Source organism: Allorhizobium pseudoryzae, assembly GCF_011046245.1.
Classification (GTDB): Bacteria; Pseudomonadota; Alphaproteobacteria; order Rhizobiales; family Rhizobiaceae; genus Neorhizobium; species Neorhizobium pseudoryzae.
The window spans coordinates 1,148,978-1,170,313 of the sequence record NZ_CP049241.1; the positions used below are offsets into that span (position 1 = coordinate 1,148,978).

Below are 21,336 nucleotides of genomic sequence, written 5' to 3' on the forward strand. Positions count from 1 at the left end.
ACACCATAAGACAAGGCCGTGTCCGTTACCGGGCGCGGCCTTTCTCTTTGTTTTCACAAACGAAACTCAGAATTCTTCCCAGTTCTGATCGCCGCTCTTCGCCGGCGCGCCGCCGGCGGCAGACTGGATGCCTTGCGCCACCTTATTGAGGAGGTCGCGCGCCGGAGAGCTGATCTGGCGGCTGGTCGCATCCGCCGGTTTGATCCGCGGCTTGGCGACAGGCGCCGAACCGGCTGGCCGTGACGGCACCGAGACCGGCAGCGGCAGATCGAGCAGCGGTCGGCCCAGCGTTGGCGGCGCCTGATCCTCCGACAGATGGAAACGGGAAACGAGACCCGACAGCGCCTGCGCATCCTGCGTCAGTTTCGCCATGTCGTTGTTGGTCCGCTCGGCCATCTGCGAGTTCTGCTGAGTCGCATTCTCCATCTGGCGAATAGCGGTGGAAATTTCCCGCACGCTTTCCGCCTGCTCACCGGCAGCCTCGGCCATCGAACCGATGCGCTCGTTGATGCGCGACACCTGCACCGCGATCTCGTCCAGCGCCGTGCCGGTGTCCTGCACCAGGTGCACGCCGGTCTTCACCGCATCGCCCGACTTGCCGATCAGTTCCTTGATTTCGCGTGCCGCCTGGGCAGAGCGCTGCGCCAGTTCACGCACCTCCTGCGCCACGACCGCAAAACCCTTGCCGGCTTCACCGGCGCGTGCCGCCTCGACACCGGCATTCAGCGCCAGGAGATTGGTCTGGAAGGCGATCTCGTCGATCACGTTGATGATCTGCGAGATTTCCTTGGATGCCTGTTCGATCCGGCTCATGGCATCGACGGCGGAAGTGACGATCTCGCCCGACTTGTCGGTCGAGTGTTTGGCCTCGGCCACCATCTTTCGGGCATCCGCGGCGCGGTCGGTCGAAACGCGGATCGCCTCCAGGATCTGCGAGATAACGGCGGAGGTCTCCTCGATCGCCGCTGCCTGCTGTTCGGAACGCCGCGACAGGTCGTCGGTCGCCGAGACCATGCCGGCGGCGGTACCGTTGATCGAAGCGGTATTGTTGGAGACCTGCTGCAGCGTGCTGGAGAGGTTGCGGATCGACTGGTTGAAGTCGGTGCGCAGACGGTCAAGGCCTTCCATAAAGGGGGTGTCGATGGTGGTTGCAAGATCACCCGAAGCCAGCCGCTGCAGGCCGGCGCCAAGGATCTCGACGGTCTGCTGCAGACGCGCCGTTTCATCCGCCCGGGCGCGGTCCCGCGCGACACGCTCCTCCTCGGACATCTGCCGGTCCCGTTCCGCCTGGCTCTGGAGCTGCATCTTGTCGATCGCCGCATCACGGAACACGGCAACCGAGCGCACCATGTCGCCGATTTCGTCCGAGCGCTTTTCGCCCTTCAGCGCGATGGAGGTATCGCCGCCGGCAAGCTTCGCCATCGCATCGACCAGCTCGCGGATCGGCCGGGAAATGCTGCGCGACAAGAGCACCGCCGCGATGATTGCCAGCACCAGGATGCCAACCGCCATGATCAGGATCGTGTTGCGCATGCTGACGAGGCTGTAGAGCGCCTCATCCTCCGCCATCACGGCGATGACCGCCCATTTGTGCCCGCCGAACGCAAGCGGCGTCGCCGCCGCATAACTCACCCGATCGCGATACCCGGTCAGCGTATCGGTCACCTTCTGGCCTCCGATGGCGCTTGCCACCATCGGCGCATCGATCCTGCCGAGCAGTGCGTCGTTGTCACTCGTCAGGGCCGAGTCGGTCACGATGACGCCGGCTTCATTGACCAGCAGGGTTTCTCCGGTCTGGCCAAGGCCGGTCCGGTTGGCAAACATGGCATTGAGGCGCGTTGCCGGAATGGCAGCCACGATCACGCCGACCTTGATGTCGTTCATGAACAGCGGCAGTGCCAGGAATGTCATGGCCTGCTTTTGCGGCCCGTAGAGCACGTAATCGGAAAAGGCGTATTGTTCGCGATCCTCGGTCTCCGCCACGGCGCGGAACGCTGTTGCCAGCGCCGTATCCTTGAGCTCCGGATCGGCAATGTTGGCGGCATATTCGGCATTCTTCTGCACCGTGTACATGATCGTGCCCTTCGCATCGATCAGGTAGAGGTCGGCATAGCCGTAGCGCTTCAGCGAGGCATAGAGCGCCGGATGATAGAGCGCATGGTTGCTGTCATAGGTATCGACACGCGCAGTATCGAGGTCAGCCCGCTTGCCGGCGGGGTTTGGGTTGTTGGTGATGTAGCGGTCGGTCAGCGTCTCGCGCGGCTTGTCGCCCAGGTAGCGCCAGTCACGGCGGAACTTGTGCAGCGCCTCGCCGGTGGTCGCGATGCCGGCCAGCGAGCGCAGGTTGGTCAGCATGTTGGCGAAGTAGAGCTCGGCCTCGTTGCGCCGGCCGTCCGCCGTCGCCTCGAGCTTTTCCATCGCTTGCGCCTTTACCACGCGCGAACTCTCGAAAAGACCGGCAAAGCTGGCCGCCCCGATGGAGCAGATCACCACCAGTGTCACGAAAATTGGCAGCTTGCTTGCAATCCGCATTGCGTCTCTTTCCCGCCTATAACCCAGCCTAAAGCACAAACCCGGCTGTCTTCTTCACCGGGGAGCATTTCCCAATTCGCTTAAGATCTGCCTAAATTCTGCGCGATCCGCCGGCTTGAGAGGCGGAGGCTTTAGGCGCAGTCTGCACGGAAATGGCACCGGGGGCTGGAAAATCTCGCATTGCGGCATTATCACTTCGGGGTAGAGTGCGGGGCCCTCTCCGGGCATCCGCGGGGCCAGCGCTACAATCGCTGCAGCCGTAATACCTCTTGATGAGAAACGGGGCGTCATGATCACGAATGTCGGAATTGTTGGAGCAGGTCAGATGGGCTGCGGTATCGCGCATGTCAGCGCGTTGGCCGGCTACAAGGTGACGATCTACGACCTGTCCGCCGAACGGATCGAGGCGGGCCTTGCCACCATCAACGGCAATCTCGCCCGTCAGGTCTCCAACGGCAAGATGAGCGACGAGGATCGCAAGGCGGCGCTGTCGCGCATCAGCGGCACCGTCGATCATCATGATCTCGCGCCGGTCGACCTCCTCATCGAAGCAGCGACGGAAGATGAAAGCGTCAAGCGCAAGATCTTTGGCCAGATCTGCCCGGTGCTGAAGCCGGAAGCCATTCTCGCCACCAACACCTCCTCCCTCTCGATCACCCGTCTGGCCGCCAGCACCGACCGCCCGGAACAGTTCATGGGCATCCATTTCATGAACCCGGTGCCGGTGATGAAGCTGGTGGAACTGGTGCGCGGCATCGCGACCGGCGAGCAGACGTTTCGCGCCGCCAAGGAATTCGCTGCCTCGCTCGACAAGACGGTCACCGTCGCGGAGGATTTCCCGGCCTTCATCGTCAACCGCATCCTGCTGCCGATGATCAACGAGGCGATCTACACGCTGTATGAAGGCGTGGGCTCCGTCGAGGCCATCGATACGGCGATGAAACTCGGCGCCAATCACCCGATGGGACCGCTGCAGCTTGCCGATTTCATCGGCCTCGATACCTGCCTGTCGATCATGCAGGTGCTGCATGACGGGCTGGCCGATAGCAAGTACCGCCCCTGCCCGCTTCTCGTCAAATATGTCGAAGCAGGCTGGCTCGGCCGCAAGTCCGGCCGCGGTTTCTACGACTACCGCGGCGAAGTGCCGGTTCCGACGCGCTAAGTCCTCAAGGGACTAGAGAGCAGACACCCGGTCGATCAGCGTCTTGGCCTGTTCGCCGTCCCAGGCGGCAGGCCCGTTCATCGATCCGATCAGACAACCCTCGCGGTTGATGACGAGGGTGACGGGCAGGCCGAAGGCGAGTCCCTCCTTCTTCAGCGCATTGAACACGCCCATCGAACTGTCGCGATAATAGGCGAGCCTGTGCACGCCGGTCTCCTCCAGGAAAGCCTTCGGCTTCTCGTCGCCGCCGGTATCGATGTTGATCGCCACCACCTCGAACCGGTCGCTGCCCTTGGCGGCCTGCAGGTTGTTGAGGGCCGGCATCTCCTCGCGGCAGGGCACGCACCAGGTGGCCCAGAGGTTCAGAAGCACCGTCTTGCCTTCGAAGTTCGACAGCGTCAGCGCGTCGCCGTCCGGCCCCTTGAAGGTGAGCGCCTGCAGCCGGCGGGGTGTATCGGCTCCCGTCAGCGCGGCAATATCGCCCTTGGCAAGTTCGGAAACGGTCTTTGCCTGCTGAACCGCGCCTTGGCACTGCGTTTCCGCCGTTTCAGCGGCATTGCCAGACGGGGTCGGCTTCACGTATACCGCCACGGCACCGGCAATGATGCCGGCGACGGCAGCAATCAGGATCAGGCGGGCGGACGGCAGACCAAAGGGTCTCTTGTTCGGCATTTCAACACTCCAGGACGGATACTCATGGCAGACGGCACGAAGGACCAGGCTTCCTCCAACCAGATGTGGGGCGGGCGCTTTGCCTCGGGACCGGACGCCATCATGGAGGAGATAAATGCCTCCATCGGCTTCGACAAGAAGCTCTACGCCCAGGATATCCGCGGCTCAATCGCGCATGCCACCATGCTGGCGAAACAGGGCATCATTTCCGCCGAAGATAAAGACAAGATTGTCGAAGGCCTGAACACGATCCTGTCAGAAATCCAGGAAGGCCGTTTCGAGTTCTCCCGCAAGCTCGAAGACATCCACATGAACATCGAGGCGCGGCTCGCCACGCTGATCGGCCCCGCCGCCGGTCGCCTGCACACCGCCCGTTCGCGCAACGATCAGGTGGCGCTCGATTTCCGCCTCTGGGTCAAGGAAGAACTCGCCAAGAACGAGGCCATGCTAAGCGACCTGATCGCCGCCCTGCTTAACAAGGCGGAAGAGCATGCCGATACGGTCATGCCGGGCTTCACCCATCTGCAGACCGCCCAGCCGGTCACCTTCGGCCACCACTGCATGGCCTATGTCGAAATGTTCGGCCGTGACCGTGCCCGTGTCCGCCACGCGATCGACCACCTGGACGAAAGCCCGATCGGCGCCGCAGCGCTCGCCGGCACCGGCTTTGCCATCGACCGTCACATGACCGCGCAGGCGCTCGGCTTCCGCGAACCGACCCGCAACTCGATCGACACCGTCTCCGACCGTGACTTTGCGCTCGAATTCCTGTCGGTCGCCGCCATCTGCGCCGTCCACCTGTCGCGTTTTGCCGAAGAGATCGTCATCTGGTCCACGCCGCAATTCGGTTTCATTCGCCTGTCGGATGCCTTTTCGACCGGCTCCTCGATCATGCCGCAGAAGAAGAACCCGGATGCCGCCGAACTGGTGCGCGCCAAGACCGGCCGCATCAACGGCTCGCTGGTGGCGCTTCTGACCGTGATGAAGGGTCTGCCGCTCGCCTATTCGAAGGACATGCAGGAAGACAAGGAACAGGTCTTCGATGCCGCCGAGAACCTGGAACTGGCGCTTGCCGCCATGGCCGGCATGGTGCGCGACATGACGGTACGCACCGACCGCATGCGCGCCGCCGCCGGCTCCGGTTATTCGACCGCCACCGATCTTGCCGACTGGCTGGTGCGCGAGGCGGGCCTGCCGTTCCGCGACGCCCACCATGTGACCGGCCGCGCGGTTGCCATGGCGGAAGAGAAGGCCTGCGATCTTGCCGACCTGTCACTGTCCGACCTGCAGTCGATCCATGCTTCGATCACCGAGAAGGTGTTCGACGTGCTCTCCGTCGATGCGTCGGTCGCAAGCCGCGTCAGCTTTGGCGGCACGGCGCCGTCCGAAGTGCGCAAGCAGATTGCCTGGTGGCGGTCGCGCAACTGATTTCATCACGAGAATTGACTGCACAAGCGGGCTGAACTTCGCTAAGAACAGGCAGCCCTCTTGCAGATAAAGGCCCCTGCCAAGGGCCATCCGATAAAGGAAGAAGAATGTCGACCCTGCGCAACACTGCCCGCATCGCCATCGTGCTCTGCATTGCCGGTATCGCCGTCACCGGCTGTGGCCGCAAAGGGTCGCTCGACAAGCCGAGCACGCCGATCGACCAGCAGAACGTGCGCAAAACGCCAGGCCACAAGAACCAGCCGGTCGCCGATCGCCCATTCCTTCTCGATCCGCTTCTCTAAGCCGAGCACGCCCCCGTGAACCATTTCCAGTATATCGACGGCGTTCTGCACGCCGAAAACGTTGCCATTCCCGAGATCGCCAAGGCGGTCGGCACGCCCTTCTACTGCTATTCGACGGCCACGCTGGAGCGGCACTACCGCGTCTTCTCGGAAGCCTTTTCTGATGTCGATGCCATGGTCTGCTATGCCATGAAGGCAAATTCCAACCAGGCGGTGCTGAAGACGCTCGGTCGTCTGGGGGCCGGCGTGGACGTGGTCTCCGGCGGTGAGCTGCGCCGGGCGCTGGCGGCGGGTATCCCGGCAAACCGCATCATGTTCTCCGGCGTCGGCAAGACACCGGCGGAAATGGATCTGGCGCTGGACGTCGGCATCTACTGCTTCAACGTCGAATCCGAGCCGGAACTGGAAATCCTCAACCTTCGCGCCGAGAAGATGGGCAGGAAGGCGCATGTCTCCTTCCGCATCAATCCGGATGTCGATGCCCGCACCCATGCGAAGATCTCCACCGGCAAGAAGGAAAACAAGTTCGGCATTTCCTATGAGCGCGCACGGGCCGTCTACGCCCATGCGGCGACGCTGCCCGGCATCCATATCAGCGGCATCGACATGCATATCGGCAGCCAGATCGTCGAACTGCAGCCCTTCGAGGATGCCTTCCGCCTGCTGCGCGAACTGGTGGAAACCCTGCGCGGCGATGGCCACACGATCGACCACGTCGATATCGGCGGTGGCCTCGGCATCCCTTACAAGGATGACAACACGCCCCCGCCGCTCCCGGATGCCTATGCCCATATCGTCAAGGCGCAATTGAGAAGCCTCAACTGTAAGATCGTCACGGAACCGGGCCGGCTGATCGTCGGCAATGCCGGCATCCTGGTGACAGAAGTCCTCTTCGTGAAGGACGCCGGCGACAAGACCTTCGTCATCGTCGATGGCGCGATGAACGACCTGATCCGTCCGACGCTCTACGAGGCCTATCACGCCATCCGCCCCGTCGTGCTGCCGGCCACGGATACGCCCCGCATCAAGGCCGACGTGGTTGGCCCCGTCTGCGAAACCGGCGACTATCTGGCGCTTGACCGTGAGATGGCGCGTCCTGCGGCGGGAGACCTGTTCGCCGTCGCCTCTGCCGGGGCCTATGGCGCCGTTCAGGCCGGCACCTACAATTCGCGGCTGCTGATTCCCGAAGTTTTGGTGAAGGGCGATGAATTCCACGTCATTCGTCCGCGCACGACCTATGAGGAATTGATCGGGCTCGATTCCCTTCCCGATTGGCTGGCGTGAGCCCGCCAGACCTGGTTCTGCCGGTCCATTAGCATTCACATTTCAGCGAAACCGCCAGAAAGCGGGGGCAAACCGGAAGGTTGCCCTCGTCTTCGCCACAAACACTGGTATCCTGTCACGCATCGGTTCGCGCAATGCGACGCCGGTCACGGTTGACGCCGCCACCACAGGAGACGGACCGCATGAGCCTCATTCGCAAGGGCGCCTTCGACGCGCATCCCGCACTCGCGCGTCGCGTGGCGCTCAAACGATCGCTGGCCCGGTTCGTGCTGTTCCTGGAGCGGCTGGCGCCGCTGATGCTGGCACCTCTGGCGGTCATCGCCCTGTTTCTCGCCACCGCCTGGTTCGGCCTGTTCCGGCAGATGCCGGACCTGATGCGCTGGATCGCCTTCGGTCTTTTCGTCTTCGCCTTCCTCTCCTCCATCCTGCCGCTCGGCCGCCTGCGCTGGCCGACGCCGCCGGAGGCCGACCGCCTGCTGGAGGAGCGCAACAACCTGCCGCACCAGCCGGTGACCGTGCAGGAGGAAGAGCCGGCCTTCGATACGCCGATCGCCCGCGCGCTCTGGAAGGAGCACCAGCTGCGCATGGCGCGCCGCATTGCAGCGCTCGATGCCGGCCTGCCGAAACCGGATATCGCCCGCCATGACCGCTTTGCGCTGCGCGCCATTCCGGCCCTGCTTCTCGCGGCCGCCTTCGGCTTTTCCTATTCCAATGGCGGCGGCAGCACCACGGACGTGCTGCAGCCCTCGACACCCGCCGCACGGGTCAATCCCGATCTGCGCGTCGATGCCTGGCTGACCCCGCCCCCCTATACAGCGCGCGCGCCGATCTTCCTGACGGGCCGGGAAGCCCCGGTGACCGGCGGGGTGCAGATCCCGCAGTTTTCCGAGCTCACCATTCGCGTCACGGGTGGCGAAGGGGACGAAGCCGTCACCTTTGCGCCGCTCGAAGGCGGACCGGCGGCCACGCTTGCATCGGAGGAGGCGCGTGCCGCCGTGGCATCGGCGGACCAGGCAGCCGCCGGTCAGACGGCCCCGACCGCAGCCGCAGCCCCGCAGGTTGCCGCGCGTGCGGAAGGCCAGCCCTTGGCCCCCCGCACCTACAAGATGAAGGTCAACGAAAGCGGCGACCTGACGGTCAACGGCCAGCAGTGGATGTTTGATGTCATCCCCGACCGCGCACCGGAAATCGCCTTCGACAAGCAGCCGCGCCGCGCCGTGAACGGTGCGCTGGAGATCGGCTTCACCGGCAAGGACGATTACGGCATCCAGCGCGCCTTCGCCCTGATCGAACCGGCGGAAAAGCAGGCAGAGGGCGCGACACCTCTCTATCCGCTGCCGGAGTACAAGCTCGACCTGCCGCGGCAGAATGCCCGCGACGTGAAGGGCACGACGAGCCGCAACCTCACCGAACACCCGCTGTCCGGCACGCGCGTCAAGATCACGCTGGTGGCAACCGACGGCGCCGGCCAGGAAGGCCGCAGCCAGCCGCTGGAAATGGTGCTTCCCGCCCGCCGTTTCGTCGAACCGCTCGCCGCCTCCGTTGCCGAACAGCGGCAGGTCTTTGCGCTCGACACGCGCCAGATGCCGCGTGCGGTCGCGCTCAACGAAGCGCTTGCCATCCGCCCGGATGAGACCATCCCAAACCTCAGCCATTTCCTGCTGATCCGCTCCGCCTTGGAGCGCATGAAGCTTGCCCGCAACGAGGAACAGTTGAAGGATACCGCGGATTATCTCTGGGAAATCGCGCTTGGCATCGAGGACGGCGGGCTGTCGCTTGCCGAACGCCGCCTGCGCGATGCGCAGGAGGCTCTGTCGGAAGCGCTGGAAAACGGTGCCTCCGACCAAGAAATCGCCAAGCTCATGCAGGAATTGCGCGAGGCGATGCAGAACTTCATGTCGGAACTGGCGCAGCGCATGCAGAACATGCCGCAGTCCCAGCAGAACGCGCAGGCGCAGAACGTCATCCGCCAGCGCGACCTGCAGAACATGATGGACCAGATCGAGAACCTTGCCCGATCCGGCAATCGCGACGCCGCGCAGCAGATGCTGTCCGAACTGCAGCGCATGATGAACAACCTGCAGGCCGGCCGCATGCAGCGCCCGCAGCAGGGGCAGCAGCAGAACAGCCAGATGCGCCAGCAAATCGACAAGCTCGGCGAGATCATGCAGGAACAGCAGCGGCTGATGGACCAGACCTTCCAGCTGAACCAGGCGTTGCGCGACCGCATGCAGCGCGGCAACCCCAACCAGCCCTACAATCAGGGCCAGCAGCAACAGGGTCAACAGCAGCCGGGCCAGCAAGGCCAGCAGCAGCAGGGCCAGCAGGGTCAACAGGGCCAGCAGGGGCAGACCCCGACGGACCAGATGACCGCCGAGCAGTTGCGTGAGGCGCTGAAGAACCTGCGCGCCCAGCAGGAAGGGCTCGGCAAGAAACTGCAGGAACTGCAGCAGGGGCTCAAGGATCTCGGCATGGACCCCGGCCAGGGCTTTGGCGAAGCCGGTCGCGAGATGGGCAATGCCGGCCAGGCGCTTGGCCAGGGCCAGGGTGACCAGGCGGTCCAGGGCCAGGGCAATGCGTTGAACGCGCTGCGCCAGGGCGCCCAGAGCATGATGCAGCAGATGATGCAGGCCATGCAGCAGGGCCAGGGCCAGCAGCCGGGTCAGGGACCGGGCCAGGGCATGGCGAACGATGGCGGACAGAACGGTCGTGATCCGCTTGGTCGTCCGCGCGCCACGTCAGGTCCGGAATTCGGCGATCAGGTCAAGGTGCCGGACGAGATCGACGTGCAGCGCGCCCGCGAGATCCTGGAGGCGATCCGCGAAAAGCTCGGCAACGCCCTGTCGGGAGAAGCAGAGCGGCGTTATCTCGAACGCCTGCTCGATATCCGGTGATCCGGAACATGCGAAGGCCGCGCCAGGCGGCCTTCAGGATCAGGCGGCCTTCGGGGCCGCCGTCAGGGCCTGGGCCACGGCCCGGCGAATATCAGGAAGCGCAAACGGCTTGTCCACCACGTCGATGATCTTCGCCATCAGGTCGTCCGCACGCTCGCGCTGCTCGGCATAGCCGGTCATCAGCAGGATCTTCAGGTCCGGATACTGGGCCGCCGCGCGGTGCGCCAGTTCGATGCCATCCATCACCGGCATGCGGATATCGGACAGCAGAAGATCGAACTGGTCCTCCTCGAGAAGCTGCAGCCCCTCGGCACCATCCGCTGCTTCCTGGGTGTCATGGCCATCCAGGCGCAGAGCACGCGCCACGAATGAGCGCAGCGAATCTTCGTCCTCGGTGATCAGGATCTTGGCCATGGTGAATCGGTACTCCGTGCATCAAATCGGGACCCAACTGACCAGTATTTCCTTTGCGAGGAGTAAACATTCACCGAGACGGGGCTGGCATGGTTAACGCCCCGTCACCGGTTTCCGATTATGATTCAGATTGAACATCACCGGTGACGACCCCGACAAAGGGCAGTTCACGGAAGGCATAGGCCACGTCCATGCCGTAACCCACGACGAAATAATCCGGGCACTCGAACCCAACATAGTCCGCTTCCAGCTCTTCCTTGCGCTTGACGCTCTTGTCGAGCAGCACGGCAAGCGTCACGTGGCGGGCGCCACGTTCGTAGAGCAGTTCCTTGGCGAATTTCAGCGTGCGGCCCGATTCCAGGATGTCGTCGATCAGCAGGACGTCGCGATCCTTGACGGAAGAATCGATGTCCTTGACGATTCTAACGCCCTGCGACACCGTCCCGGCGCCGTAGCTGGAGAGCGTGATGAACTCCACTTCCGGCGCAAGACCCGTCTCGTGCAGGGCACGCAGCAGATCGGCCGCGAAGATGAACGAGCCCTTGAGCACGGCAATCACCAGCAGGTCCTTCGTCGGACCGGCAGCAATCTGCTCGGCCAGGCTGCGGTTGCGCTCGGCAATCTGTTCGGCGGTGAAAAGCGGCTCGATGATCTTGCCGCGCACGATGGGCATGGGCGTCTCCAAATGTCTTGAAGACCCGCGATAGCACAATCAGGAGGCTGTGGCACCCGTCTCGGCAAACGAAAGGCGAAGCTGTGGATTCTTGCCGCCGGGATGCGGGATCTTGGCCGTGAACCCCCGGCTGTGATCATGTGCCAGGTCGCTGATCGGGAGCGCAATGAGTGTGGAGGCCACCGGCATTCCATCGACCAGGATGTCGGCGCGGATCGGCGGAACCTCGATGCGGGCGCCCGCGCGGTTTTCGACAATGCCGTTGATCACCAGAACACGCAGGCCATCGGCATCCTGCGGCGTCAGCGTCACATGGGTAATGTCGAGCCCGGCCGCCTGGGCGGGATCGCTGCCAGCACCGGCGACGAGCGAAAATCCACCAGCAAGCCCGAAGACGACGATGAAGACGAAGGCAACGAGGGCGGAGAAGAAATCCGCCGACATGCGCATCAGAAGCGCCTCGAAGCGCGAAAGCAGCCTTTGCAGGAGCGAAGGTGCCGCCTCCGCCACCCGCATGGCAGGCTTCGGCTGCCTCTTTCGATTGTCGTTCTGGAAACGCTGGGTTCGAGTGTCCTCGCGCACCGTCACGAAATGCGCGTCTTCCACATCGGCTCTTGCCGGCATCCGCACTGGCCGGTTCGATCCGATCGCCTCGGGCGGCAGAATATCGTAAGCGGCGGCATTGTCACGGCGCGAGCGAAAGGCGTGCATCGGATCTTCTCCCTCCCCCGCCGTGAAGCCACGGGAAACGGGGGCATTGCAACGAATCCCGCTCAGTCGTAAATTTAATTGGTTAATGCTTCGCAAATCCGGCCCGGAAACCGCCTGCTTTCCGGGGGATGATTCAGCATCCGTCAACCCTTGCCGTTTACCAACGGTCGCAGAATGACCACCCAAAGGACTGGACGACGCGTTGATCCACTTTGAAAATGTCGGCTTGCGATATGGGATGGGGCCGGAAATCCTGCGCGACCTCACCTTCGATATTCCGGGGCGATCCTTCCAGTTTCTCACCGGTCCCTCCGGTGCCGGAAAGACGACATTGCTGCGCCTTCTCTTCATGTCGCTGCAGCCGACGCGCGGCCTGATCCGCATGTTCGACCGCGACCTGTCGCAGATCCCGCGGGCGGAACTGCCCATGCTGCGCCGGCGTGTCGGCATCGTCTTTCAGGATTTCCGCCTGCTCGATCATCTGACCACCTACGAGAATGTCGCTCTGCCGCTGCGCGTGCGCGGCAAAGAGGAGAGCACCTATCGCAACGACGTGATCGAACTTCTGAAATGGGTTGGGCTCGGCGAACGCATCAACGTGCTGCCGGCAGTGCTGTCCGGCGGCGAAAAACAGCGTGCCGCCATTGCCCGCGCCCTGATGGACCGTCCCGAAATCCTGCTCGCCGACGAACCGACGGGCAATGTCGATCCGCCCATGGCACGGCGGCTCCTGAACCTCTTTCTGGAACTCAACCGGCTGGGAACGGCCGTCGTGATTGCCACCCACGATCTGGCGCTGATGGACCAGATCGATGCAAGGCGCATGATCCTCACCGATGGGCGGCTCGATATCTATGAATGAGATCAGCCGCCCCCGCACACCCCAGAAACAGACCAAGGACCAGGCTTCGGCCACAAAGCCGCGACGCACCGAGATGCGGGTGCGACCGATGGGCCCGATCCTGCCGCCCTCCAACATCCAGGGCAATGCGCTGATGGTGGTGATCGCCATCATGTCCTTCCTCGCCTGCCTCACGCTTGGCGCCGTCAGCATGGTGCGCTCGACCGCCTCGAGCTGGGAAAGCCAGATCTCCCGCGAGATCACCATCCAGATCAAGCCGCAGGATGGGCTCGACATGGATGCAGCCCTTGCCAAGGCGCGCGATCTGGCACTCACCTTCGTCGGCACGAAGGACGGCAAGATCATGGATGATGCGGCGACCGCGCGCCTGCTCGAACCCTGGCTCGGCACCGGTCTCGATCTCAAGGAACTGCCGGTTCCGCGTCTCGTCATCATCACCATCGACGAGGACAATCCGCCCGATTTCGCCGGCATGCGCGCCCTCCTGCGCAGCGAAGTGCCGCAGGCTTTCCTCGATGATCACCGCACCTGGGTCGATCGTCTGGTCTCCATGGCGCACACCACCGTGCTGATCGGCACCGGCGTGCTTGTGCTCGTCTTCACGGCGATGATCCTCACCGTCATCTTTGCCACCCGCGGTGCGCTTTCCGGCAACCGCCATATCGTTGAGGTTCTGCATTTTGTCGGTGCCGAGAGCGGCTTTGTCGCGACCGAATTCCAGAAACATTTCCTCAAGATCAGCCTGAAGGGGTCTGCCGCCGGCGGCGTGCTGGCCGCCCTTCTGTTTGCCACGGCGAACCTGTGGCAGAGCAACTCGCTCGCCACCCCGGAAAGCGATCAGGCCACCGCCCTCTTCGGCACCTTCACCATCGGTTTTTCCGGTTATCTCGGCATTCTCGCCACAATGATCGTGATTGCCTTGCTGACGACGCTGACCGCCCGATTCACGGTGATGCGGACCATTGACGAGATCGATCTCATCCGCTCCGACCCCGCGCGATCCGACGGCCTGCCGTCATCATGATGACGTCTCAGCTCTGTTCTCCAGAGCGGATTGGGTATAAGGACCTCGGCCATGACCCTTGGCCAGACGATGCAGACCAATGGTGCTCAGGAAGAGCCGCCGCCGCGCAGATGGAGCAGATTGTTCCGTCGCAGCGGGCCGATCCGCCGTACCCTGCGCTATGTCGGCATTCTGGTCCTGCTGCTCGGCGCCACCGCCGGCGGTGGTTTCCTCTGGTTTGCCGATGCGGTCACCTCGCTGAAGGCCCCCGATGGCGTGAAGGCCGATGCGATCGTCGTGCTGACCGGCGGTTACCAGCGGATCGACCAGGCGCTCGGCCTGCTGCGCGACGGCGCCGGGCGGCGCCTGCTGATTTCGGGCGCCCACCCGTCCGCCTCGCCGACCCAGATCCGCCGCACCACGCAAGGCTCCGAAGACCTCTTTAAGTGCTGCGTCGATGTCGGCTATGCGGCGATCGACACCATCGGCAATGCCAACGAGATCACCCGCTGGATCTTCGATCATCAATACCGCTCGGTTCTGGTGGTCACCTCCAACTATCACATGCCACGCAGCCTGCTGGAGCTTCGCCGGCTCGATCACGGCACCGCATTCATTCCCTATCCGGTCGTCACGTCGGATCTCACCCGTAAGGCCTGGTTCACCGAACCGGATGCTCTGCGGACCATGCTCTCCGAATATATGAAGATGGCCGCCGCCAGTCTGCGCTGGGTGGCCGGCATGCCGCAGGGCACCGGACTTCGCTCCGAGGAAGAGATCGAGAAGGAAAGCGTAAAGGTGCGTCACTGACGCGCAGCGCTTCCGTCCGCGGGCGCGATGGTGTAGGGACCGCGTGCGCCCGCAAACTTCTGGATCTCCTTCATGCTGATGCTGCGTTCGACCCTTTTCAACGTCGCCTTTTATGCCAACCTCATTTTGCGCATGATCGTGCTGACCCCGGTCTATTTCCTGCTTCCACGCAAGAAGGCGTTCCGCGTTCCCAAGGACTGGGCACGCTCGAACCACTGGCTGATGGAAAAGATTGTCGGCACCACCTTCGAGATCGAGGGCCTTGAAAACATCCCGAAGACCGGCTGCATCTTTGCGCCCAAGCATCAGTCGTTCTGGGATACCTATGCGCTGCTGCCGTGGATGGACGATCCGGTCTACATCCTGAAGCGCGAACTGACCTGGATTCCGCTGTTCGGCTGGTACGTGAAGAAGCAACGGATGATCCCGGTGGACCGTGGTGCCCGCGGCAAGGTGATGCTGGAGGTGATGCGCCGCACGAAGATCGAGATGGAGGCGGGGCGCCAGCTGATTATTTATCCGGAAGGCACACGCCGCCCGCCGGGCGCCGAGCCCGCCTATCGCTATGGCATCGCCCGCATCTACCGCGACATGGGCGTCCCGGTCGTCCCGATTGCTCTGCATCCCGGCCTCTTCTGGCCGCGCCGCAGCACCATGCGATACCCGGGACATTTCAAGGTGCGCATCCTGCCGCCGATCGCGCCGGGCATGGATCCGGATGCCTTCTTCGCCCATCTCGTCGAGACGCTGGAAAAGGCAAGCGACGATCTGCTCTTGGAAAATGTTGCTGCCAATCCCGACCTGCCGCTGCCGCCGACCGCCGCGAAGCGGGTGGCGGAACTGAAGGCGGAGCGTGAAAAAACTCAGGCGCCCGCCTGACCCTGGAGGGAGGCCACCGTCTGCGCCACGCCTTCCAGCCAGGCATCGCGAATGCCCATCTCGTGCATGTGCGCAACCGTATTGGCCACATAGGCATGGTTGGGCCCGGACTTCCCCACGGAGGCATGCACGATGCGGGCTGCCTCCTCCACATCGAGCGCGCCGGCATATTGCGGATGCGCCCGGTCCACCACATAGCCCAAGGCCTTCACCTGACGGCCGTCTTCCAGCGCTACCGGCAGATGCCGCTCCAGATAGACATGGGTGACAAGTTCCCGCTGGCGCAGATAGTCGAGCACCGCCTCGCGATCCGGAGGCGGCACGCGGAAGGCGACCCCGCGGCAGGAGCCGCCCCGGTCGAGCCCCAGCACGAGGCCGGGCCGATCCGGCGTTCCCCGATGAACGAAGGAGCGCACGCAGAGCGCCCGCCGATAGCCGAATGCCCGTGCCTGCATTCTCGCATCAAAGGCAAAACCCGGATTCCACATCAGGGAGCCGTAGCCAAACACCCAAAATTCGTCCATATCCCACGCCACACCGCATGCAATTCGAACGGGCACCATTGGAGAAGATCATGGCAGCGTCAAGCCGAAGCGGCATCAGCGGCAAGATTTGGGGCCTCGCGGCGGGGATCATCCTCGTCATCGCGGTCTATACAGCGGGCTGGTTCTATGCCGCATCGCTGCTGAAGGAAAAGACCCTCGCAATCCTCGGCGAACAGCAGCGCAACGGCGTGACCGCCGAATGCAGCGATGCCGACTACCGCGGCTTCCCCTTCCGGATCGGCCTGTTCTGCTCGAAGGTCGCGATCGACGACCGCGACAACGGTGTCGCCGTGACCTTCGGCGCGCTCCGCTCCGCCGCCCAGATCTACCAGCCGCGCCATATCGTCTGGGAACTGGATGGCCCGGCGGAAACCCGCACCAGCCACGGCTTCACCGCTTCCTCGCAATGGCAGAACCTGCAGTCGAGCCTGATCACCACTCTGGGCGGCGTCGAACGCAGTTCCACCGTCATCAAGGGGCTGCAGACCAACATCGTCTCGACCCAGACGCAGCAGACCATCAATCTGGCGGTGGCCGATACCGAAGCGCATCTGAGGCAGAACGGCGCGGATCTCGATGCTGCCATCACGCTGAAGGATATGGTTCTGACCTCTGCCGGCCTGCCGCAGACGCTGCCGAAGTTCACGGCGGTGGCCGATGTGACGCTGTCCGGCAAGGCGGCTATGCTCGCTGGGCAGGACGGCGGCAAAGGCCTCTATGGAACACAAGGCGAGATGCGCCAGGTGGGCATCGATCTCGGCAATGGCCAGCTTCTCTCCGTCAGTGGCCCCTTCTCGATCGACGACGAGGGCCGCATTTCTGGCAAGCTGAAGCTGCGCGTGGACAAGATCGCAGCCTGGCGGGATCAGTTGAAGGCAAACCTGCCGCAGGCTGCTCCCACCATCGACACGGCCTCCAAGATGCTCTCGGCCCTGACCGGCGGCGGCGACAGCGCCAGTCTCGACCTGACGCTGAACCGCGGCAAGGTGCTGGTCGGCGGCTTCATCGCGATCGGCGAGATCCCGCCGATCTGATCAGGGTTTCGGGTCCAGCGCGTGGCGGCCGAAGTCGGGTGCGTCCACGTCCTGGCCCGCCTGGACGATCGAGCGGCGAATGGTGCGGGTGCGCGAGAAGAGTTCGAACAGCTTGTCGCCCTCGCCCCAACGGATCGCCCGTTGCAGATAGGCGAGATCTTCCGAAAAGCGCGCCAGCATTTCGAGGATCGCGTCCTTGTTGTGCAGGCACACATCCCGCCACATGGTGGGGTCGGAGGCTGCAAGACGCGTGAAATCGCGGAAACCGGAGGCGGAATATTTGATGACTTCCGATTCCGTCACCGTCTCCAGGTCATCGGCCGTGCCGACGATATTGTAGGCGATGATGTGCGGCAGGTGGGAGACGATCGCCAGCACCTTGTCGTGGTGCTGCGGGTCCATCTCGTCCACGCGCGAGCCGAGCGCGATCCAGAAATCCTTGAGCTTGTCGAGGGCGGCCGCATCCGTCTCCGGCAGCGGCGTGAAAATGCACCAGCGGCCCTTGAACAGGCCGGCAAAGCCCGCATCCGGGCCGGATTTTTCCGTGCCCGCCAGCGGATGGCCGGGGATGAAGTGCACACCCTCCGGCACATGCGGCGCCATCTGCGCGATCACCGACGCCTTGGTCGACCCGACATCGGTGAGGATCGCGCCGGGCTTCAGGTTCGGCGCGATCTGCTCCGCTACCATGCCGGACGAACCGACCGGCACCGAAACGACGATGAGATCCGCCCCCTTCACCGCCTCGGCGGCAGATGTCTCGTACCGGTCGCCGAGCGACAGTTCCTCGGCCCGCTTCAGGGTCGCCTCGCTGCGGGTCGAAATCACCAGCTCGCGGGCAAGGCCAAGCGCCTTGATGTCGCGCGCGATGGACGATCCGATCAGGCCGATGCCGATCAGCGTGATGCGGTCGAACAGAAAATCCGTCATGCCTTGCCCATAAACTCGCCGAGAGCATCGATGACGCCGCGATTGGCCTCTTCCGGGCCAACCGTCATGCGCAGCGCGTTCGGGAAACCATAGCCCTTCACCGCCCGCAGGATATAGCCGCGGCTGGTCAGGAACTCATCCGCATCCGGCGCCCGCTTGCCATCGACATCCGGGAAGTGGATCAGAAGGAAGTTGGTGACGGACGGCGTGACCTTGAGGCCGAGCGTCGTAAAGGCATGCGTCAGCTTGTCGAGCCAGAGAGCGTTGTAGTCAATCGCCGTGCCGATGAAGGCCTGGTCGCGGATCGCAGCAGAACCGGCGGCAATCGCCGGTGCATTCAGGTTGAACGGACCACGCACGCGGTTCAGCGCGTCGAGGATATCGGCCGGGCCATACATCCAGCCGATGCGCAGGGCCGCGAGACCATAGACCTTGGAGAAGGTGCGCGTCATCACGACGTTCTGCGCGGAGGAGACCAGTTCGATGCCGGACTCGTAATCGTTCTCGCGCACATATTCCGCATAGGCCGCGTCGAGCACCAGGATGACGTTCTTCGGCAGGCCGGCATGCAGGCGGCGCACTTCGGCGGCCGGCACATAGGTGCCCGTCGGATTGCCCGGATTGGCGATGAAGACCATTTTCGTCTTCGGCGTCACGGCGGCCAGGATCGCATCGACATTCACCCGGCACTCGGTTTCCTTCACCGTCACCGGGGTCGCACCGGCGCCCATGATCTGGATCTTGTAGACGAGGAAACCGTGCTCGGTGATGATCGCCTCATCGCCGGCGCCGAGATAGACATGGCATAGCAGGCCGAGCAGTTCGTCAGAGCCGTTGCCGCAGAGAATGTTGGCCGCATTCAGCCGGTGGGTTTCGGCGATCGCTGCGCGCAGTTCGTTCGCCTGGCCGTCCGGATAGAGTTCGAGGTGGCCGGCCGACTGGCGGAAGGCATCGAGTGCCTTGGGGCTCGCCCCAAGCGGCGTCTCGTTGGAGGAGAGCTTGAAGACGCGCGCGACACCCGGCGCATGTTCCTTGCCCGGCACGTAAGCGGCAATATCCAGGATACCGGGGCGGGGAACGGGCTTCAGCTGTGCATTGTCCATGGGGCCAAGACCTTCAAAAAAGATGATCCTTCGCCTTAATCCCGCACACCGCTTTTGTCGAGCAGGAAGAGGGGATCGGCTTTCGTTCTCGTGGTCGGCACCCCTTGCGCGCCGAGCACCGGCACGAAGACGCGGCGCGAGGCCCGCGCAGCGACCGGAAGCCCCTGATAGAGCCGCTTCTGCGCCTCCAGCACCAGCACCCCGGAAAACGCGGGCCAGAGGCGTCGCCCGATCCGTTCAAACCCGTGGCGCAGTTTCAGCATGGCCCTCAGCTTGGACGGCGGGAAGAACAGGGCTTCCGCGCTGGCGGCGGGGGTAAAATTGGTTTCCCGCAACAGATTGGTCAGCTGCCGGCGCGAATAGGGCCGCCCGGAGCCGAACGGCGTGTGCTCCATGCGGGCCCAGACGCCACGCCGGTTCGGCACGACGATGATCAGCCGCCCGCCCGGCGCCAGCACGCGCCACAGCTCCTTCAGCGACTCACGCGGGTTTTCGGTGAATTCCAGCGAATGCACCATCAGCACGCGATCGATCGAACTGTCCGGCAGCGGCAGTTCCTCCTCGAAGACCAGCGCCGTCGATGACAGTTCCCCCACTGGCCAGTTCACCGCCCCCTGCCCCGCCGGCATGAAGGCGAAGGTGCGCTCGGTGTCGGCGCGAAAGCGGTCGAGATAGGGAATGGCATAACCGAGCCCCACCAGCCGTTCCTCCGGCAGGCGCGTCCAGAGAGACGACAAGGCCATGGCGATCGATTGTTCGGCGAAGTGGCCGAGCGGCGAGTGATAGAATTCGCGGAGATCGACGATATCGGCGTGCATGGCGCGAACCTATCAAAGGGTGGTTGGACTTCAAGTCCGGGACCTCTACATTGTGGTGACTGACCGCAAGCACAATGGATTATTGCCATGAAAACCCTGGCCATCGACGTTTTCCCCTGTCGCAGCGACAATTTCGGCGTCCTGCTGCACGACCCGGACAGCGGCCTCACCGCCTCGATCGACGCTCCGGAAGAGGCTCCGATCGTTGCTGCAGCAGAGGCACGCGGCTGGAGGATCACCCACATTTTCACGACGCATCATCACACCGACCACGTGGACGCCAACCTGGCGCTGAAGGAGCGCTACGGCTGCGAGATCATCGGCCCGGTCAACGAGGCCGTGGCGATCCCCGGCCTTGACCGCACCGTGGCAGACGGCGACGAATTCCTCTTCGGCGAGCATCCGGTGCGGGTTTACGAAACGCCCGGCCACACGGCAGGCCATGTCTGCTACAGCTTTCCGGAAGACAAGCTGCTGTTTGCCGCCGATACGCTGTTTGCGCTCGGTTGCGGCCGGCTGTTCGAGCGGCCCGCCGCCGACATGTGGCACTCGCTGCAGAAGCTCTGCGTGCTGCCGGACGAAACGGCGATCTATTTCGGCCACGAATACACGCTGTCGAATGCCCGCTTCGCGATCACCATCGATCCGGACAACGAGGTGCTGCAGCGCCGCCTGCGCCAGATCGAGGAATTGCGGGCCGAGGGCAAATTCACCATCCCGACCATGATGGGGCTGGAGAAGGAAACCAATCCCTTCCTGCGCGTGGCCGATCCGGCCATCCGCCGCAACCTGCTGCTGGAAGGCGCCAGCAACGAAGAGGTGTTTGCCGAAATCCGCAAGCGCAAGGACAATTTCAAGTGACCGCCGACGAGATCATCACCACGCTTGCCATGCAGCCGCACCCGGAAGGCGGCTGGTACACGGAAACCTTTCGCGATGAAAACGGCGGAACGCGCGGCCATTCCACGGCGATCTACTACCTGCTGAAGGCCGGCGAGCGCTCACACTGGCATCGCGTGAAAGATGCTGCGGAGGTCTGGCATTTCTATGCGGGCGGGCCCCTGAAGCTGCGGCTTGCCAAGGACGGCGAGACGGCACGCGAGGAAATTCTCGGCCTCGATCTGGCCAAGGGCGAACGGCCGCAGGTCGTGGTGGTGGCGGATGAATGGCAGTCAGCCGAGCCGCTCGGCACCTTTACCCTGGTCGGCTGCACCGTGGCGCCCGGTTTCGACTTCGAAAAGTTCGAGATGGCCCCGCCCGGCTGGGAACCGGGCACCTGA

At 63.6% G+C, this 21,336-nt stretch carries 21 protein-coding genes; 12 read left to right on the forward strand and 9 right to left on the reverse strand.

What is annotated here, in order from left to right; translation table 11 throughout:
* Positions 1 to 66: 66 nt before the first annotated feature.
* Entirely contained in the window at positions 67 to 2,532 is a 2,466-nt protein-coding gene (locus G6N78_RS05695) for a methyl-accepting chemotaxis protein (protein ID WP_165216426.1), read from the reverse strand.
* A 289-nt stretch (positions 2,533 to 2,821) separates the two neighbouring features.
* Here G6N78_RS05695 and G6N78_RS05700 point away from each other — a divergent pair, with 289 nt between their 5' ends.
* The gene (locus tag G6N78_RS05700) at positions 2,822 to 3,694 is read left to right on the forward strand and encodes a 3-hydroxybutyryl-CoA dehydrogenase (RefSeq protein WP_165216428.1); all 873 of its coding nucleotides are present in this window, start codon (positions 2,822 to 2,824) and stop codon (positions 3,692 to 3,694) included.
* 12 nt (positions 3,695 to 3,706) lie between these two features.
* On the opposite strand, the gene tlpA is transcribed toward G6N78_RS05700, so the two are convergent.
* The gene (gene tlpA, locus G6N78_RS05705; RefSeq protein WP_165216429.1) at positions 3,707 to 4,366 is read right to left on the reverse strand and encodes a thiol:disulfide interchange protein TlpA; all 660 of its coding nucleotides are present in this window, start codon (positions 4,364 to 4,366) and stop codon (positions 3,707 to 3,709) included.
* A gap of 24 nt (positions 4,367 to 4,390) precedes the next feature.
* Here tlpA and argH point away from each other — a divergent pair, with 24 nt between their 5' ends.
* The 4 genes from argH to G6N78_RS05725 all read left to right on the forward strand — a co-directional run bounded on the left by argH (position 4,391) and on the right by G6N78_RS05725 (position 10,274).
* The gene (argH, locus tag G6N78_RS05710; RefSeq protein ID WP_165216431.1) at positions 4,391 to 5,794 is read left to right on the forward strand and encodes an argininosuccinate lyase; all 1,404 of its coding nucleotides are present in this window, start codon (positions 4,391 to 4,393) and stop codon (positions 5,792 to 5,794) included.
* A 107-nt stretch (positions 5,795 to 5,901) separates the two neighbouring features.
* A complete protein-coding gene (gene lptM / locus G6N78_RS05715) occupies positions 5,902 to 6,096 on the forward strand; it encodes an LPS translocon maturation chaperone LptM (protein WP_165216432.1) in 195 nt (64 codons plus the stop codon).
* Between the two features lie 15 nt (positions 6,097 to 6,111).
* Entirely contained in the window at positions 6,112 to 7,380 is a 1,269-nt protein-coding gene (lysA, locus tag G6N78_RS05720; RefSeq protein ID WP_165216434.1) for a diaminopimelate decarboxylase, read from the forward strand.
* Between the two features lie 182 nt (positions 7,381 to 7,562).
* Positions 7,563 to 10,274, forward strand: coding sequence for a TIGR02302 family protein (locus G6N78_RS05725; RefSeq protein ID WP_165216436.1), 2,712 nt, complete (start codon positions 7,563 to 7,565; stop codon positions 10,272 to 10,274).
* 39 nt (positions 10,275 to 10,313) lie between these two features.
* On the opposite strand, the gene G6N78_RS05730 is transcribed toward G6N78_RS05725, so the two are convergent.
* The 3 genes from G6N78_RS05730 to G6N78_RS05740 form a co-directional block, all read right to left on the reverse strand.
* Complete coding sequence (locus G6N78_RS05730) at positions 10,314 to 10,688, reverse strand: response regulator (RefSeq protein WP_165216437.1); 375 nt, start codon at positions 10,686 to 10,688, stop codon at positions 10,314 to 10,316.
* 118 nt (positions 10,689 to 10,806) lie between these two features.
* Positions 10,807 to 11,361 (reverse strand): hypoxanthine phosphoribosyltransferase, encoded by a 555-nt coding sequence (hpt, locus tag G6N78_RS05735; RefSeq protein WP_165216439.1) that lies wholly within the window; start codon positions 11,359 to 11,361, stop codon positions 10,807 to 10,809.
* A gap of 39 nt (positions 11,362 to 11,400) precedes the next feature.
* Positions 11,401 to 12,072: a hypothetical protein gene (locus G6N78_RS05740; protein ID WP_165216440.1), complete on the reverse strand. Its 672-nt coding sequence runs from the start codon at positions 12,070 to 12,072 to the stop codon at positions 11,401 to 11,403.
* Between the two features lie 202 nt (positions 12,073 to 12,274).
* Between G6N78_RS05740 and ftsE the strand changes: the two genes are divergently transcribed.
* From ftsE to G6N78_RS05760, 4 genes are all read left to right on the forward strand, one after another.
* The gene (gene ftsE, locus G6N78_RS05745; protein WP_165216442.1) at positions 12,275 to 12,934 is read left to right on the forward strand and encodes a cell division ATP-binding protein FtsE; all 660 of its coding nucleotides are present in this window, start codon (positions 12,275 to 12,277) and stop codon (positions 12,932 to 12,934) included.
* The gene (locus G6N78_RS05750) at positions 12,927 to 13,958 is read left to right on the forward strand and encodes a cell division protein FtsX (protein ID WP_165216444.1); all 1,032 of its coding nucleotides are present in this window, start codon (positions 12,927 to 12,929) and stop codon (positions 13,956 to 13,958) included. Before ftsE ends, G6N78_RS05750 begins: the two co-directional genes overlap by 8 nt.
* A gap of 51 nt (positions 13,959 to 14,009) precedes the next feature.
* Complete coding sequence (locus G6N78_RS05755; RefSeq protein WP_165216445.1) at positions 14,010 to 14,747, forward strand: YdcF family protein; 738 nt, start codon at positions 14,010 to 14,012, stop codon at positions 14,745 to 14,747.
* Positions 14,748 to 14,819: 72 nt separating this feature from the next.
* Positions 14,820 to 15,626, forward strand: a complete 807-nt coding sequence (locus G6N78_RS05760; RefSeq protein WP_165216446.1) for a lysophospholipid acyltransferase family protein — start codon at positions 14,820 to 14,822, stop codon at positions 15,624 to 15,626.
* On the opposite strand, the gene G6N78_RS05765 is transcribed toward G6N78_RS05760, so the two are convergent.
* Positions 15,611 to 16,150, reverse strand: a complete 540-nt coding sequence (locus G6N78_RS05765; RefSeq protein WP_165216447.1) for a gamma-glutamylcyclotransferase — start codon at positions 16,148 to 16,150, stop codon at positions 15,611 to 15,613. The two genes, G6N78_RS05760 and G6N78_RS05765, sit on opposite strands and share 16 nt — an antisense overlap.
* 50 nt (positions 16,151 to 16,200) lie before the next feature.
* Between G6N78_RS05765 and G6N78_RS05770 the strand changes: the two genes are divergently transcribed.
* A complete protein-coding gene (locus tag G6N78_RS05770) occupies positions 16,201 to 17,205 on the forward strand; it encodes a DUF2125 domain-containing protein (protein WP_165216448.1) in 1,005 nt (334 codons plus the stop codon).
* On the opposite strand, the gene G6N78_RS05775 is transcribed toward G6N78_RS05770, so the two are convergent.
* Genes G6N78_RS05775 through G6N78_RS05785 form a run of 3 tightly spaced genes read right to left on the reverse strand, consistent with a single transcriptional unit; the run spans position 17,206 to position 20,056 of the window.
* Positions 17,206 to 18,135, reverse strand: a complete 930-nt coding sequence (locus G6N78_RS05775; RefSeq protein ID WP_165216449.1) for a prephenate/arogenate dehydrogenase family protein — start codon at positions 18,133 to 18,135, stop codon at positions 17,206 to 17,208.
* Complete coding sequence (gene hisC, locus G6N78_RS05780) at positions 18,132 to 19,238, reverse strand: histidinol-phosphate transaminase (protein WP_165216450.1); 1,107 nt, start codon at positions 19,236 to 19,238, stop codon at positions 18,132 to 18,134. Before hisC ends, G6N78_RS05775 begins: the two co-directional genes overlap by 4 nt.
* A gap of 35 nt (positions 19,239 to 19,273) precedes the next feature.
* Positions 19,274 to 20,056 carry a class I SAM-dependent methyltransferase gene (locus tag G6N78_RS05785; protein ID WP_165216451.1) on the reverse strand — a complete coding sequence of 261 codons (783 nt, stop codon included), beginning with the start codon at positions 20,054 to 20,056 and terminating at the stop codon, positions 19,274 to 19,276.
* An 87-nt stretch (positions 20,057 to 20,143) separates the two neighbouring features.
* Between G6N78_RS05785 and gloB the strand changes: the two genes are divergently transcribed.
* Positions 20,144 to 20,917 (forward strand): hydroxyacylglutathione hydrolase, encoded by a 774-nt coding sequence (gloB, locus tag G6N78_RS05790; RefSeq protein WP_165216452.1) that lies wholly within the window; start codon positions 20,144 to 20,146, stop codon positions 20,915 to 20,917.
* Entirely contained in the window at positions 20,914 to 21,336 is a 423-nt protein-coding gene (locus G6N78_RS05795; RefSeq protein ID WP_165216454.1) for a cupin domain-containing protein, read from the forward strand. The genes gloB and G6N78_RS05795 overlap by 4 nt, the downstream gene beginning before the upstream one ends.